The 15,188-nt window shown below is 63.0% G+C and carries 13 protein-coding genes; 8 read left to right on the forward strand and 5 right to left on the reverse strand.

Translation table 11 applies throughout. The annotated features are described in order from the left end of the window. Positions 1–358: 358 nt before the first annotated feature. The 4 genes from hcp to JFN93_RS21175 all read left to right on the forward strand — a co-directional run bounded on the left by hcp (position 359) and on the right by JFN93_RS21175 (position 4,387). Complete coding sequence (gene hcp, locus JFN93_RS21160) at positions 359–2,017, forward strand: hydroxylamine reductase (protein ID WP_236021875.1); 1,659 nt, start codon at positions 359–361, stop codon at positions 2,015–2,017. Positions 2,018–2,268: 251 nt separating this feature from the next. Continuing rightward, positions 2,269–2,784 (forward strand): SH3 domain-containing protein, encoded by a 516-nt coding sequence (locus JFN93_RS21165; protein WP_236021879.1) that lies wholly within the window; start codon positions 2,269–2,271, stop codon positions 2,782–2,784. A gap of 297 nt (positions 2,785–3,081) precedes the next feature. Further along, complete coding sequence (locus JFN93_RS21170) at positions 3,082–3,741, forward strand: cation transporter (protein ID WP_199386140.1); 660 nt, start codon at positions 3,082–3,084, stop codon at positions 3,739–3,741. An 85-nt stretch (positions 3,742–3,826) separates the two neighbouring features. Further along, on the forward strand, positions 3,827–4,387 hold the full coding sequence (locus tag JFN93_RS21175; protein ID WP_199386141.1) for a peroxiredoxin family protein: 561 nt from the start codon (positions 3,827–3,829) through the stop codon (positions 4,385–4,387). A gap of 336 nt (positions 4,388–4,723) precedes the next feature. Here JFN93_RS21175 and JFN93_RS25630 read toward each other — a convergent pair whose 3' ends face one another. Further along, on the reverse strand, positions 4,724–6,160 hold the full coding sequence (locus JFN93_RS25630; RefSeq protein ID WP_236021880.1) for an OmpA family protein: 1,437 nt from the start codon (positions 6,158–6,160) through the stop codon (positions 4,724–4,726). A 591-nt stretch (positions 6,161–6,751) separates the two neighbouring features. Between JFN93_RS25630 and JFN93_RS21185 the strand changes: the two genes are divergently transcribed. The 3 genes from JFN93_RS21185 to JFN93_RS21195 all read left to right on the forward strand — a co-directional run bounded on the left by JFN93_RS21185 (position 6,752) and on the right by JFN93_RS21195 (position 10,361). After that, positions 6,752–7,513 carry a substrate-binding domain-containing protein gene (locus tag JFN93_RS21185; protein ID WP_199386142.1) on the forward strand — a complete coding sequence of 254 codons (762 nt, stop codon included), beginning with the start codon at positions 6,752–6,754 and terminating at the stop codon, positions 7,511–7,513. 90 nt (positions 7,514–7,603) lie between these two features. Next, entirely contained in the window at positions 7,604–10,054 is a 2,451-nt protein-coding gene (locus tag JFN93_RS21190; RefSeq protein ID WP_199386143.1) for a methyl-accepting chemotaxis protein, read from the forward strand. Positions 10,055–10,124: 70 nt separating this feature from the next. Further along, positions 10,125–10,361 carry a hypothetical protein gene (locus tag JFN93_RS21195; protein WP_199386144.1) on the forward strand — a complete coding sequence of 79 codons (237 nt, stop codon included), beginning with the start codon at positions 10,125–10,127 and terminating at the stop codon, positions 10,359–10,361. Between the two features lie 102 nt (positions 10,362–10,463). Here the strand turns inward: JFN93_RS21195 and JFN93_RS21200 are convergent, their stop codons facing one another. The 3 genes from JFN93_RS21200 to JFN93_RS21210 all read right to left on the reverse strand — a co-directional run bounded on the left by JFN93_RS21200 (position 10,464) and on the right by JFN93_RS21210 (position 12,960). Beyond that, positions 10,464–10,748 (reverse strand): hypothetical protein, encoded by a 285-nt coding sequence (locus JFN93_RS21200; RefSeq protein ID WP_199386145.1) that lies wholly within the window; start codon positions 10,746–10,748, stop codon positions 10,464–10,466. A gap of 56 nt (positions 10,749–10,804) precedes the next feature. Continuing rightward, the gene (locus JFN93_RS21205) at positions 10,805–12,175 is read right to left on the reverse strand and encodes a DUF4403 family protein (RefSeq protein ID WP_199386146.1); all 1,371 of its coding nucleotides are present in this window, start codon (positions 12,173–12,175) and stop codon (positions 10,805–10,807) included. A gap of 344 nt (positions 12,176–12,519) precedes the next feature. Then, positions 12,520–12,960 (reverse strand): GSU0071 family protein, encoded by a 441-nt coding sequence (locus JFN93_RS21210; protein WP_199386147.1) that lies wholly within the window; start codon positions 12,958–12,960, stop codon positions 12,520–12,522. A 370-nt stretch (positions 12,961–13,330) separates the two neighbouring features. Here JFN93_RS21210 and JFN93_RS21215 point away from each other — a divergent pair, with 370 nt between their 5' ends. Then, the gene (locus JFN93_RS21215; protein WP_199386148.1) at positions 13,331–13,786 is read left to right on the forward strand and encodes a DUF2141 domain-containing protein; all 456 of its coding nucleotides are present in this window, start codon (positions 13,331–13,333) and stop codon (positions 13,784–13,786) included. A 7-nt stretch (positions 13,787–13,793) separates the two neighbouring features. Here JFN93_RS21215 and JFN93_RS21220 read toward each other — a convergent pair whose 3' ends face one another. Further along, positions 13,794–15,029, reverse strand: a complete 1,236-nt coding sequence (locus JFN93_RS21220) for an FprA family A-type flavoprotein (RefSeq protein WP_199386149.1) — start codon at positions 15,027–15,029, stop codon at positions 13,794–13,796. Between the last annotated feature and the right edge of the window lie 159 nt (positions 15,030–15,188).

A 15,188-nucleotide genomic window follows, 5' to 3' on the forward strand; every position in this document is an offset into this window, starting at 1 on the left:
CCGGGGACTGGCTCCGCAGGTGCCTGTCCCCCTCCGTGCCATATGCTGATACGAAACAAAAAGGAGCTCTCCTGCCCGGGGCGCTCCTTTTTGTTTAGCTATTGCTTTCCTGTTGGTTTGAAGTCCCCCTGAACTTACTCAGAAGGTTTTGCCGGTGCAAGCCAGGCCGATTTCCGGGGAGTGGCTCCGCAGGTGCCTGTCCCCCTCCCTCAGAACCAAATCCCCCCCAGCCCCCCTTTGTCAAAGGGGGGAGCCATGGACCGACGTTTCCCCCCCGGCGGCTCTCTCCCGCTTGAATTTCCGGAACTACCTGCGAGAATATTCCGACTTAAAAAATTCCAATCATTCAGGGGGCCATATGGAAAAGGCGATGTTTTGCAGGCAATGCGAGCAGGCGGCACGTGGGATCGGGTGCGACGTGATGGGGAACTGCGGTAAGAACCCCGAAGTCGCGGCACTCCTCGACCTGATGATTTACGGGCTCAAGGGGGTCTCCATCTACGCCAACCTGGCGCGGGAGCTGGGGCAGAAGGACCAGGAGGTGGACCACTTCATGCTGGACGGGCTCTTCACCCGCGTCACCAACGTGAACTTCGACCCCGACGACATCGCGCGCCGGCTCCAGAAGTGCTACCAGATGAAGGAACGGGCGAAATCGCTCTACGAGAACGCCTACCAGCAGCAGAAAGGGGGCCAGGCGCCGCCGATCACCGACGGCCCGGCGACCTGGACCCCCGCCGGCAGCGACACCAAGTCCCTCATCGACCAGGGACGTCAGTACGGCGTCTTGACCTGGCACCAGGACCCCGACACCCTCTCCACGATCGAGATCCTCATCTACGGCCTTTTGGGCATGGGGGCGTTCGCCTGGCACGCCGCCGAGCTCGGCAAGGAAGACGACGAGATCTACGCCTTCATCCACCGCGCCTTCGCCGCGACCGCCAACCCGCAGGCGACCCTGCAGGACTTCGTCGGTCTTTCCCTGGAGTGCGGCAAGCAGAACCTGCGCACCATGGAACTTCTCTACCAGGGGCACGAGGAGCGCTTCCAGGCGCCGGAACCGATGCTGGTGAGCCTCGGGACCCGCAAGGGCAAGGGGATCCTCGTTTCCGGGCACGACCTCCCCATGCTGGAGGAGATCCTCAAGCAGAGCCAAGGGAAGGGGATCTACGTCTACACCCATGGCGAGATGCTTCCGGCCAACGGCTACCCGGGGCTGCGCAAGTACGATCATTTCGTCGGGAACTTCGGCGGCGCCTGGCAGAACCAGACCCGGGAGCTCCCCGATTTCGAGGGGGCGATCATCTTCAACACCAACTGCATCCAAAAGCCGGCCGCGGAATACACCGACCGCCTGTTCACCTGGGGGGAGGTTGCCTGGCCGGGGATACCGCACCTGGAGGGACACGACTTTACCCCGGTGATCGACAAGGCGCTCGCCCTGCCGGACCTTTTGGAAAGCCCGGGCAAGGAGATCATGGTCGGCTTCGGCCACGAGGCGGTCTTCAAGGTAGCCGGGACCGTCATCGACGCGGTGAAGCAGGGAGCGATCAAGCGCTTTTTCCTGATCGGCGGGTGCGACGGGGCCAAACCGGGGCGTAACTACTTCACCGAACTGGCGGAAAAGGTCCCCGACGACTGCGTCATCCTCACCCTTGCCTGCGGCAAGAACCGTTTCAACCGGCTCGACTTCGGCGACATCGGCGGCATCCCGCGCCTGCTCGACGTCGGCCAGTGCAACGATGCCTACTCCGCCATCCGGATCGCGGTCGGTCTCGCCGACGCCTTCGGGTGCGGGGTCAACGATCTCCCGCTCTCCATGATCCTTTCCTGGTACGAGCAGAAGGCGCACGTCATCCTGCTCACCCTGCTGCACCTCGGGATCAAGGGGATTCGCCTCGGACCGTCGCTTCCCGCCTACATCTCCCCGGCGGTCCTGCAGGTCCTGGTGCAAAACTACGACCTCGGTCCTACTACCACCCCCGACCAGGACCTCCAGCACGCACTGGGACGCTGAGAAATTGGGCAGTTGCGGGAGCGGGGCACCGGGCCGTTGGGTCCGGTGCCTTTTTTTGTGTCTTTAATGAATCGGTGAACCTCGGACTAAAAAGGTCCCTTACGAAAAATCTTGTTAATATTCGCGGTTCTGTGGTATTGGTAGCTGCTCCTTGACGCCATCGGTCGAATCACTGGCCCCGCTCCGATGCGAGGAGGAGACACCACCACTACATGACCCCAGATAGGTCTTAAAACATTGGAGGGAAATTGATGAAAAAGCTGATGTCCACCGTAATTGTTGCCGGGGCTCTCACCGCGCTGGCGGCGCCTGTTTTCGCGGAATCGACGACCTGCACCGTCACCGCGCCGGAAATTCGGCTCCGCAAGACCCCGAGCAAGAAGGCGAAGGTCCTCGGGGTGCTGAAAAAGAACGCGAAGGTCACCACCGAAGGTAAATGCGAAGGCGGCTGGGTGAAAGTCGTCGCCGAAGACGGCCGCGCCGGCTACGTCGGCGGCTGGGCGATCGGCAATGGCGCCCAGGGCGAGGCGGCTGCTGCTCCGGCGGCACCGGTAGCCAAGGCCGAAGCTCCGGCTCCGGCTGCTGCTCCGGCTGCCCCCAAGGAAATCCCGAACAACGAGCAGCTTGCCATCCAGATTACCGAGCTGCGCCTGAACGTCCTCACCCTCAACCGCGACATGGACAAGGTGAAAAAGGACATCCGCGGCCTGAAGGTTGCCGTCCGCGGCAAAAAAGGCGGCAAAAAGCACGGGGCGAAGAAAGGGTAATTTTCGGCCCAGCGCAATGCAAAAAGGCACCCGGATTTTTTTCGGGTGCCTTTTTTTGTCTGAACCATCCCGATCCGTCGGCCTGGTATCTCCCTTGCGAAGGGGGCAGGGGGGATTTGCCTTGGGTCAGAGCATGCATCTCGTTCCCCGGCTCCAGCTCGGGAACGTGGGGTGGGGAGGCGTTGCAGGTGGCTGCACGTTAAAATCGTTGACTTCGGAACCCGGCAACACTAGTGTATTTGTATTTCTGAATGTCTAATCCCTTCCGTTTCGGCGGGGGAAACCGAGAGACCTCACATGTTCTGCGACAAAATGCTCCGCCTGCAGCAGCTCTACCGATTCGCTTCGATCCTGGCCCTGATCACCATCTTCTACAACCTTGGCGAGGGGGTCGTTTCCATCTGGCTGGGGGCCGAGGACGAGACGATCTCCCTCTTTGGCTTCGGTCTCGACTCGTTCGTGGAGGTCATCTCCGGGATCGGCATCTGGCACCTGGTGCGGCGGCTCGGTAAGGGGGAGCACCCGGAGCGCGACCGGTTCGAGCGGACCGCCCTGCGCATCACCGGAGGCGCCTTTTACCTTTTGGCCGCCGGCATGGCCGCCACCGCTGTCATCGCCGTAATCGAAAAGCACCGTCCGGTCACGACCTTCTGGGGCATCGTCGTTTCCCTGGTCTCCATCTGTTCCATGTGGCTCTTGATCCATTACAAGGTGCAGGTCGGCACCGCGCTCAACTCCGACGCGATCCTCGCCGACGCGGCCTGCACCCGGACCTGTCTGCAGCTCTCCGTCGCCCTGCTCGTTGCCAGCGTAGGCTACTCGCTGACCGGGATCGGCTACCTGGACGCCGCCGGCTCGGCGGTGATCGCGCTGCTGTCGGTCCGCGAGGGGCGCGAGGCGTTGCAAAAGGCCCGGGGGCTCGCTTGTTCCTGTTCCTGTTCGGGAAAGTGCAGCTGAGAAAGGATACTGTGGTTGCCCCGCGCCGGTACGCCGGACCCGCAGGGCACGCCAGACGGGTAATTACTCAAGGAGTTCAGCATATATGACCGTACAGATCCCAAAGTTTCGCTGGCTGGCGTGGGCGCTCGTTTTCGGGGCGCTTTTCATTGCCGCCGCTTTGGTGTCGGGATGCGACCAGAAGGCGGGGGTGAGGATCGGCGATACCGCCCCCGGGATCTCCGACACGGACATCAACGGGGAGGTCGTGAGCCTGAAGGAGCTGCGGGGCAAGGTGGTTGTGCTGTATTTCTGGGCCAACTCCTGCTGCGGCAAGAGCCTGATCCAGACCGAGCCGGTGTATCGGCGTCACCGCGCAGAGGTGGCGCTGGTCGCGATCAACGGCATGGACCACCGGGAGGATGTGGTTAAGTTCGCCCACCAGAACGGGCTCACCTTCACCCTGCTTACCGACGAGCACGCCATGCTCATGAAGCAGTACCAGGTGCTTGCCTTTCCGACGGTCTTCATCTTGGACCGAAACGGGATCGTCCGGGAGCGGATCCTGGGGGATGCCGGTCCCGCCAAACTGGAAAAGCTGATCCGCCGGCAGCTGGAGGCACCCCTAAAGGCGGGGGAATCCTATGACAAGCTGCACCATCGTTAGGCGGTAGCGCCACGGGATAGTCGGATCGCAAAGAAAGGGCGAGGGAGCCCGGCTTCGGTGCCGGTTGGCACCGTAAGGGGCTGCCTGCTGCGCCCGTCAGGCTGCTTTGAATTTCGATTACGCACTGCGATTCGCGCCTGGAAAGGCGCTCCCACAGTAAGGGCGGGGCGGGGGACGGCCGAGGTTCATCTTCCAAGGAGTGGAGCGATGGGGATCGCCACCGCAATGTCGCTCCTACAACCGGCTCCTCCCACTTCACCAAAAAACGAGGCCACCTCCCATGACGGGGGTGGCCTCGTTTTTGTTTAAGCGGGTTTTTTGCGAAGCTTCAAGCCGTTATTTTTCTTCGCACTGGAAGTTCGACTCGATGCGCCGGTTCTGCTCCTTGCCGGCCCGGGTCTTGTTGTCGGCAATCGGCTTGTTGGGGCCGTAGCCGACGGCTTTGACCCTTTCCGGGCTGATGCCGAACTTGTCGATCAGGTACTTGCGGACGCTGTCGGCGCGCCGCTGCGACAGGGTCATGTTGGCCGCCTTGTTGCCGACGCTGTCGGTGTACCCCTCGATGGTCCCGGTCGCCTTCGGGAACTCGGTCAGGAAGTCGGCGAGCTGCTTGAGCTCGTTATGGTATTCCGGCTTGATGTCGTATTTGTTGGTGTCGAAGTGGATGTTGATGACCGTCGGCTTGCAGAGCTTGGTGGCTGCGGCCTTGGCTGCGGCCGCTGCCACTGCGACGTTGGCGCTGCTGGTCGCGCTGCCGCCGGGGCCGTTGCAGGTCAGGGTGTAGGTGGTCCCGCCGGCCGGAAGCACCGCCATCGATCCCTGCGGCGGCACCTTGCCGATCCCCGGCTGGATGTTGCAGTCGGTGGCGTTGGTGGAACTCCAGCTCAGGGTAGCGGAATCTCCCTTGGTGATGGACTCGGGGCTGACGGTGAGGGTGTCGGTCGGCGCGGCCGGTGCGGCGACGTTCACGTTCGCCGCGCTCTTGGCGGAGCCTCCTTCCCCGGAGCAGGTGAGGGTATAGGTGGTGCTGGCGGCCGGGGTGACGGTCATCGACCCCTGCGGCTCGACCGGGCCGACCCCCGGATCGATCTGGCAGTTGCTCGCGTTTTTCGAGCTCCAGGTCAGGGTGACCGGCTCACCTTTGGCGACCGACGCCGGGGAGGCGAAGAGCTTGTCGGCGGGGGCTTCGGGGGCCGGGGCGAGCACGGTGACGCTGGCGGCGCTGAGCGCGGTCCCCCCCTCGCCGGAGCAGGTGAGGGTGTAGGTGACGTTATCGGCCGGGGTCACGGTCATGGAGCCCTGCTGGGCAACGGCGCCGATGTCCGGTTTGATGGAGCAGTTGCTGGCGTTCTCCGAATTCCAGGTAAGCGTGGCGGTCTGACCCTTGGTGATCGAGCCCGGGGCGATCGTCAGGCTGTCGCGCGGCGGCGGAACCGCCTTCACCGGCTGCGCGGGACAAAGGGCGTTCGCCTGCGCTTGTGCCTCCTTGGCGAGGGCGACCCCTTCTTCGGTATGGCAGGCCCGGTAGACGTCGTAGGCGTGATCTCTGGCCGCTTCCGCCTTCTTGTACTCGTCCGGGCACTGGCGGTCTTTGCCTGCGGCGCGGGCCGAGTCGAGGGCACGGTCGGAATCCTGCATTTCAGTGCGGATAAAATAGCCGGTTACGTTGCCGCGACCGGTATTGGCTTCATAGCTGGCGCAGCCGGCGAACGAACCCGCGGCAGCCATTGCGAACAGCAGTACAGATCCTTTCAGCACCTTTTCACGTCCCATATTCCCTCCATTGCCTTGAAATTTATATGACCCAAGTCGGGAATACTACCAGCGGAACCGGACAATCTCTCTGGTCGGACTTGGGCCTTCAACGTACAGACATAAACAATACATCCCTAAATAAAAAATTCTACTTTGAGAGATGTTAAAAAGTAATAATAAAATCTTTATCCCTTGGGTTTTGCCGGCATAGTCTGAAGGAAGATTTGTTAGATTTTTCTGTTGGTTTCGTTGCCTATCTCAACAATCATGGCCGTTTATGCAATCTTTTTGTGTGTGATTGTGGCAATTAAGTAGAATTTTGTATACGCCGTTTACTGCCGTGGTTCGAAAAAAAGTGCTCAATTTATTTCAGTTTTTGCCGAATTCAATTAAAGTTCCCTTCCCGACGGCGGTGCCTTGCGGAGAATCCGCGGTTCTCGGGCGTTAGCACCGGTACCATTGCCTGAGGACGCGTCGAGGAGGGAAGGAGAGGACCCCGGCTCGCCGGCCCGTCACCCGACTCCAGCCGGACGACATCCATCCTGCAGCACGACATCCGCCGGTGCGCGGGCTCTGCCGCGCACCTACAACCGAAGAAACGGAGGAGAGATGAAGAGAGTTGCTACGAAACTTGCGGTCTTTTTCATGGTTGCCGCTGGAACCAGCCTGGCATTTGGCGAAGAGATAACAGTCGGTGGCGGCGGAGCTCCGATCGACGGGATTTTCCGTCCGGTCAAGGAGCCGTTCGAAAAAGCGACGGGAATCAGCATCAAGCTGAACTTCAGCAGCGCTACCCTTGCCTTCAAACAACTCGCCGACGGCGGACTGGACGCGTCGACCGCCGGGGTTGCCTACCCTGATCTGCTCAAGGCGATGGACAAGGAAAAGCTCGAGGTCGGTGCCCCGTCCGCTTACACCGCCACCGTCCTCGGCTCCAGCAACATCTTCACCATCGTCAACAAGGACAACCCGGTCGGCAAACTGAGCAAGGACCAGATCAAGGGGATCTTCACCGGCAAGATCGGCAACTGGAAAGAGCTCGGAGGCAACGACGCGCCGATCATCGTGGTCCTTTCCAAGATCAATCCGGCAACCAACGCGGCCTACAAAAAGCTCGCCCTCTCCGACGAGCCCTATCTTGCCGACGTCCTGGACGCCGGCCGTTTCGAAGACCTGCGGGACAAGGTCGCCTCCACCCCGGAAGCGATCGGTTTCGGCCCGGCGAGCATGCTGGACCAAAGCGTCAAGACGGTGCAGACCCCGGAGTTCTCCCGCCCGGTGATCTTGGTCACCAAGGGACAGCCGACGCCGAAGCTGCAGAAACTGATCGACTTCATTCACGGTGACGGAAAGAAATACCTGAAACTGTAGCGGCCTGTCCGACGGAACCGGCCGGGGGGCTTTTCCCCGCGCCCGTTCCGGCACCTTGTTTCCATGACGCCTGGTAAGTGGGGAATCCGGATGACGATCAAGACCAAACTCACCCTCAATGTCGTAATTGTTATCGTGATTGTTGCTGCGGTTGCGGTCACCAGTATTGTCGGCATGTCCTTTGTCAAGGCGAAGCTGCAGGATCTCACCCAGCGGAGCACGCCGTTCCAGATGAAGACGGTGGAGTTCCAACGCGCCCTGCAGGGGACGACCGCCGAGCTGGTCAAGCTGGGGGCGTCCCGGACCCGGGCCGATTTCGCGGCGGCCAAGGCCGAGGTGGACAAGTCGCTTGCCGAGGCGAAAGGCGTCGAATCGGACCTGCAGGCGATGTCCAGCGACACGACCGTCCAGGCGCACAGCGAGCTCTCGGCGATCGCCGAGGAACTGGTCCGGGTGACCGACGGCCGACTGAAGTCGGAAGAGGAGACCCTGACCGCCGACCGCGGCATCTCTGCGAAGCTCCAGGAGGCGCAGGCGCGGCTCAAGGACCTCGATCAGCGCATCCGCGGGCTGCAGAGCGGCTCCTCCAGCTCGTACAGCCGGTCGGTCGATGCGACCCGCCAGGTCTCCGTCAAGGCCAAAAACGTGGCGTTTTTGAAGCTCACCCTGAAGGACGTCCAGCTCGGGCTGCAGGAGGCGCTGAAGACGCAGAGCAAGAAGGCGGTCTTGATCGCGCAGGGCAAATGCAATTCGGCGCTCAACAAGGCGATCCAGAACGAGAGCGTCAAGGGGTTCCCGGCCATCGCCGCCGACCTGAAGTCGCTCCAGGGGAAATTCCCCGCGCTGATGAAGGCGCAGATGGCCGTGGCTGGGCAGCCCAACGCGGACACCGGCACGCGCGACGGGCTTTCCGCCGAGGTGACCGACAAGCTGAATGCGGTCATCCTCGCCGCCGAGCAGGAGGACGTCCTGGCCAACGACATCCTCAACACCGAAACCCGCAAGCAGACCACCTTTTTCGGCAACAACACGGTGGCGACCGCCATCATGTCGGAAAACGCGGAGCTCCTCTCGCTGGGGCTCAACGTGGAGGGGCTGGCCAGCCGCCTCTTCTCGGCGACCGCGGTCAAGGACGTGGACGCCATCGACGCCTCGCTGAACCGCGTCTTTGGCCGGGTGGCCCAGGTGGGGGGGGGGCTGGATCGGGATCTGGCCCGGATCAACGCGCGGCGGGAGCAGGGGAACCTGAGGGCGGCGGTCGGGGCGCTCAATGCCATCCGCGGCATGCTTTCCGGAAAAGACGGCGTGGTGGCCAAGGTGAGAAACCGTCTCGACATGAGCGCCAAGGCGGTCGCGGCCACCGCGAAGTTGCACGAGGTGGTCGTCAAGCAGGCGGAGAAGGGGAAACAGACGGTGAGCGTGGCCCAGGGGGCCCAGGAGAAGGCGATCCACACCGTCAACAACGTGGTCCGCTTCGCTACGGTACTCATCGCCGCCATTGGCCTTGGGGCGACGCTCTTCGGCATCCTCTTCGGCTTCTGGGTCTACCGCTCCATCAGCCGCCCCCTCTCCGAGCTGATCCACGTCTCGGAGCGGGTCGCCAAGGGTGACCTCTCGGTGCAGGTCAAAAGCGAAGGCAACGACGAGATCGGCAAGGTGCAGGACGCCATGGGGGAGATGGTGCGCAACCTCAGGGAGATGGTCGGCAAGATCAAGAACTCGACCGACAGCCTGGCGCACAGCTCCAGCCGGCTCTCCGAGACGGCTACGGCCCTGGAGCGGGGCGCCGAGGAGCAGTCGGGGCGGGTGACCCAGTCGGCGAGTGCGATGACCGAAATGAACATGACCACGGCCGAGGTGGCCCGCAACTCGAGCGACACCTCCGATGCCGCGGCGAGCATGAAGTCGATCGCGGGCAAGGGGATGGAGGCGATGAGCCAGACCGCGCAGGAGCTTTCCCGTTTCGCCGAATCGGTGAAGGAGGCGGCATCCCAGGTGGAGGCTTTGGGAACCCAGTCCCGGGAGATCAGCAACGTCATCACCCTGATCAACGAGATCGCGGACCAGACCAATCTCCTCGCTCTCAACGCCGCCATCGAGGCGGCCCGCGCCGGGGAACAGGGACGCGGCTTCGCCGTGGTCGCCGACAGCGTCCGCAACCTTGCCGAGCGGACCACGGTCGCAACCAACGACATCGCCCGTACCGTCAAGACGATGCAGGAGAGCGTGGGGGTCTCGGTGAACTTCATGCAGAGCGAGCGGAGCTCGGTGGACCGGGTACAGGACCAGGTGCGCCAGACTCTTGCCGCGATCCAGGACATCGTCCGTTTCGTGGAGCAGGTGACGGACATGGTGCAGCGGATCGCGGTCGCCGCGGAGCAGCAGTCGACGACTACCGTGGAGGTCTCCGAGCAGATGGAAGGGATTTCCGCGGTGAACCGGGAGCTGAAGGATTCCTATTCCAACATCCAGCGCTCCTCGGGGGACCTCTCCCGGCTGGCGGCGGAACTGAACGGGATGGTGGGGTGGTTCCAGGTCTAGTTGCCGCTTCCTGCTGCGTTCGGCACCCCGGTCGGAGTATACTGGGGAAGAAGCCTTAACCGGAGGAGAAATGAAGACCGAGTCGATCAGCGTAGAATGTTATGCGGGTTATAAAGCGGACGAGCGGCCGACTTCCTTTGTCTTTGCCGGCCGCGATTTGGAGATCGAGGCGATCGTCGATCGCTGGTACGACGTCGACGGCAACTACTTCAAGGTCCGCGCCGACGACGGGATGCTGTACCTTTTGCGCCACGACCTGGAGGTCGACGGATGGGAGCTGGTGCTTCCCGATGGCGAAGCCGGGTGACCGGACCGCCGCGGGTCGCATGCTTGGCTGCAGACCAACAAAAAAAAGGAACCTCGCGGTCGAGGTTCCTTTTTTTGCGTCCGCTTCCCCGGTGGTCGGGGATCAGGCATTGGCTACCAGCAGGTAGACCAGCATCAAACCTGCCCCCGAGGCGAAAGAACCGACGAAGGCATAGCCGAGGCAGGCCAGGCACAGGTCGTTGACCCTGGCATGGCGGTTGGTCATGACGAATTCCATCACCTTCGCCAAAAACGTGATGGGATCGGGGCCGGCGCGATCGTGTTCCATGCGCTGCAGGATCTCGCTGTGCTTTACCCTCAGCCGGAGCAGGATGGCGAAGAAGGAAATGTTGCTGATCATGGCCAGTATGAGCACGATAGTTAACATGTCTTCACCCTGACTGTGGTTTGCCGGGAGCCCCCGGAGTCGCCGCCTTGCCGGTCCTACTGCAAGACGAGGGAACTTTCCCCCTCAGCATACACCCGGATGCAGACTTTTTCCTTTTGCACCACCACAGCGCTCAGCTTTACCGTTTTCAGCGCGCCGCGCAGGTAGATCCCCTCCGCCACCCGCACCTTGGACAGGTGCTTCCCCGCCAGTTCCTGGGCTTGCTTCAGCCGCTGGGAAAGATCCAGGTTCAGCTTTTCCCCGATGGTCTCCCGGATGCTGCCGTGGAGGAACCAGTCGGCGGTAGTGACCAGGAGGTTTCTGGACTGGACGTCGAAGTCGACCTCGCGCACCGAGAAGTGGCCGGTCCCGGGATCGAAGACCGGGCGGCAGGTGAGGTAGAAAGTCCCTTCCAGCGACCCGGCGGTGACCACCTTGACGATGAGGCGGTCGCCGTTGCCGTAGAGTTCGAGGTCCTTGAGCAGGACCTTGCTGCCGGCCCGGCCGAAATCCTTGTCCCGAAGCAGCGGCAGCGCGATGGAGCGGAGGTCGTTGTAAAAGAGCTCGGAGTTGAGGGCGACCCGGAAGGTCCGGTCGGTCGCCGTGGTCAGCTTCAGTTCCGGAAGGGGGAGCGGGGCCTTGGGGAGGGGCTTGGGCCCGACTACCACCTCGGCGAAGGTCTGCATCCCGACGCTGATCTTGACCCGGTCCTTCTCGAAGGACAACGGGTTGAGGTTAAGCGCCGTCGGCGTCACCACGAGCCAGACGTGGCGCGCGGCATCGAGCAGGACCGGAGCCTGGGCCGCCCCCCACGCCTTCGCCACCTGGTTCTTGACGGACAGCTCGTCGTTGAGCTTGCGGTTCACCGCGCCGGCGAGCAGCCGCTGCAGCGGTTGCAGCATGCCCTCGACCACGCTGCGCGGCTTGAAGGAGAGGGGGCCGAGCTTGATCGCCTCGGCCAGGTTGTCGCTGAGCCCGGTGTAGGTCAACTGGGCGTCCACCTTCCAGTCGGCACCGATTCTGGGGCGCAGCTTGAACCGGATTTCGGTGGCAAAAGGGACCGTTTCGAAGATGCCGTAACTGCACGAGACCGAGACCGGGACGCTGAAATGCAGCGCCTCGTCGGCGACCGACACCCGGATCACCCCGTTCCGGAGCACCCGGGCGGTCATGCCGCCGGGCGCGGCACCGCGGTAAAGCTCCTTGGGGAGCAGCCGCTCCAGGGCGCGGCTTAATTCCGTCGCGGAAAGCTCAACCGCCAGGTTGACCGTGGAGAGTTCGCGGGGGATCTCCTTTTGGGCCCCTTCCGGTCCCGGTGGGGGCGCGGCGAAGCGCCCGGCGGCCGGGCCGACCCCGGCGCACGATGCCAAAAACAGTGCCGTCAGCAAGGCAAAAGCAAATCCTCGCGTCTTTTTCCCAATCGACATGACTTTCCCGCCTTTCCATTTCCCGAGTTCTCCTGCGGCGCCAGCCGCCGGTCCACCAGCCGGGAGCGCCTCTCGCAAGCCCGCCCCAGCCGGCCACCTTAACGCACTCCACCCTCCGTCGCAAGGAATTCCTGTGCCGGGAACCTTCCCCCGCACCCGGTTCGGCGGTGCCGGAAAGGGGTGCTGAACTTTCGGCAGGTAACGAAAAAAGGAACGCCCCGGGAGTATCCGCTTGCGGGGCGTTTCTTTCCGGGCAAAAAAATTGGCCGCCTCCGGAGAGAGGCGGCCCATTAGCAGGGAGGTAACAACGTGTTAGAGGGACGGTTGGACAGCGGCTTTGGTGGTCAGACGGGCCGCTGCAGTGAAAAATCTTCCAGGGTTTCCTGCAGTTCAAGGAAAACGGCTTCCCGCACCGAGTGGCGTTCCCAATACTTGGCCAGCTTGCGGGCGCATTCGAACATCCCTACGATGCCGGCGGAGGTGCCGCAGGCGACGATGAGCGAGGTCTCTCCGCTGACGACGGTGATGATGCCGGCCAGAAGCAGCACCAGGCTCGACAGGAAAAGCGGCGTTTCCATGTGCCGGAACGGGGAGCGAAGCACGTGGCTCAAAGAGGCGTAGGCCACGGCATGGGAGCGGACCCGGGCCAGGTAGGTCTCCAGTTCCGCGCCGTTGAAGCGGGAGACGGCGCGGATGTAGAACCGCCGGCAGGCCTCCCTGCTGGAGGTCGCCAGGCGGTCGCGGTAGTAATGCTCGAGTTCGATGTCGATGATCATGGTATCCATGGGGCTTCCTCCTGCGGTCCTGCCGGGTGGCGATTCCACCGCTTCCGGCAGCACTGCTTAGTCTTTAGCATATCGCATACCAAACCGTACCGGGGCCGGTAAAAATGCCGGTAAATCGCGCTTTCCGGCGGGAAACCGTGCCGTAGCCGGCGCATCCGGGCAGGGCAATTGCCCGTTTTTTCGGCAGCGGATGCGGCGAAATGGCGAAGCTGCCGCGGGGGAGGGCGGAGCTTCCCGGATTTTCCCTGCCGTGCCGCGGCCGTCCAGCCGCTGCGGTGCCTACGGTCGGTTACGCTTGCCTTGCCGGAGGCTCTTTGCTATCTTCGCCGCTTAAAGCAAACGCCGCTGAAAAAATCGGCAGGAGGAAAGCGTGGGACAGTTTGACGGAAAACAGAAAGCGCTCAAACGGGGAAGCGTGGTGCTCCTCGTGCTGGCGCTTTGCTCGATAGCCGCGGCGGCTGCGGCCGAGAGTCTCACCGTCCGGGTTTCCGGTTTCAAGAAGCTGACCGGCACCGTCTACGTCATGCTCTGGCGGGATGCGGCCTCGTTTCCCACCCATCCGGAAAAGGCGGTGGCCACCCGGCAGGCGCCGGTTAGCGGGGACTCGGTCCAGGTCACCTTCGCCTCCCTCCCGGCCGGGACCTATGCGGCGGCCGCCTTTCAGGACCTCAACGGCAACGGGGAGCTGGACCGGAGTCTTCTGGGGTGGCCGGTGGAACCGACCGGCGCCTCCAACGGGGCGCGCGGGACCGTCGGGCCCCCCCGTTTCTCCGATGCCGCCTTCGAGCTGAAGCAGAACCGGACCATCGAGATCCGGGTCAAGTAGCCCCAGCTCATTGTTGCCGCAGTGCCGCGCTCTTTACCCGGCGCGCCAGTTCCCTTCCCCGCTCGTAGAGCAGCTCCAGCTGTTCCGGTAGCGCGGCCCCCTTGAATTCCACCGGCTCCAGAAAGTTCCACCCCAACTTGTGCCGCTCCACGATCTCGTCGAGCTCCCGCTGGGCCCCTCCGGACCAGCCGAAACTCCCGAGCCGGAAGGCGACCTTCCCCTTGACCACCTTGCGCCCCAGCTCCTCGAGCGCCGCCGCCATCGGCGGAAACATCCGGAACTCGTAGGTCGGCATGGCGAGCACGATGCCGGTCGACCGCCAGGCCGAAGCGAGGATGTTACTTACCTGCGTCTCGGGGACCTGGTGCACCGCCGTCTCCACCCCTTCCGCCGCGATCCCTTCCAATACCGGGGCGAGCGCCCGCTCCGTGTTCCCGTACATCGTCCCCCAAACGACCGTGACCACCGGCTCGGCGGGACCGCCGCCGAAGCTCGCCAGGCGCTGGTACAGATCGATGATCCGTCCCGGATCGCGGCGCCAGATCGGGCCGTGCCCGGGGGCGACGATCCGCACCGGCAGTCCCTTGACCTTCTCGACCGCCCGCGCCACCGAGGGGGAAAAACGGCAGACGATGTTGGCGAAGTAGCGCAGCGCCTCGGCCTCAAAGCATTTCAGCTCCGCCTCGTCGAGCCGGTCGTCGAAGGGGGACTGCTCCAGGGCGCCGAAAGCGCCGAAAATGTCGCAGGAAAGGAGGGTGCCGGTCCCGGTCTCCAGGGTCACCATGGTGTCGGGCCAGTGCACGTTGGGGGTCTCCTCGAAGCGGAGCATCTTGCCGTTGCCCAGATCGATGGTGTCGCCGGACCGGACGATGCGGTAGTTCACCTCCAGATCGTAGAAGGCCCGGGCCAGTTCCAGACCCTTCTGGGTGATCACGACCTCGAAGTCGCGGGTGATCTGGAGAAACGACTTCAGCCAGCCGGTATGGTCCGGCTCGGTGTGGTTGATCACCACGTAGCGGATGCTGTGCACGTCGACCCCGATCTGGGCCATCTGTGCGTAAAGGGTCTCCGGAACCCCGTCCCAGTCGCAGACCCCGTCGACGATGGCGACTTCGCGCCCCTTCACCACATAGGAATTCATGGAGCAGCCGCGGGGGAGCGGCCACATCCCCTCGAAGAGGAGTCCGGTCCCTAGGTTTGCGGAAAGACAGAAAAGACCGTCGGCTACCTGGGTTGCTTCCATCTGGTTCTCCTTTCTCGGGCTACACGCCCGGCGCTTGCTGATCCGGGACAAAGCCCCGATTTTCCCATCGCAGTATTCTAGCACAGCTCCCCCCTTTGGCGCCGGAAGGCGCAGCATGGCTCGCTTTTTCCCGCTGACCGTTTTTCAGAACGGCGCCTG

The sequence above is a fragment of the Geomesophilobacter sediminis genome, assembly GCF_016458275.1.
Taxonomy (GTDB): domain Bacteria; phylum Desulfobacterota; class Desulfuromonadia; order Geobacterales; family Geobacteraceae; genus Geomesophilobacter; species Geomesophilobacter sediminis.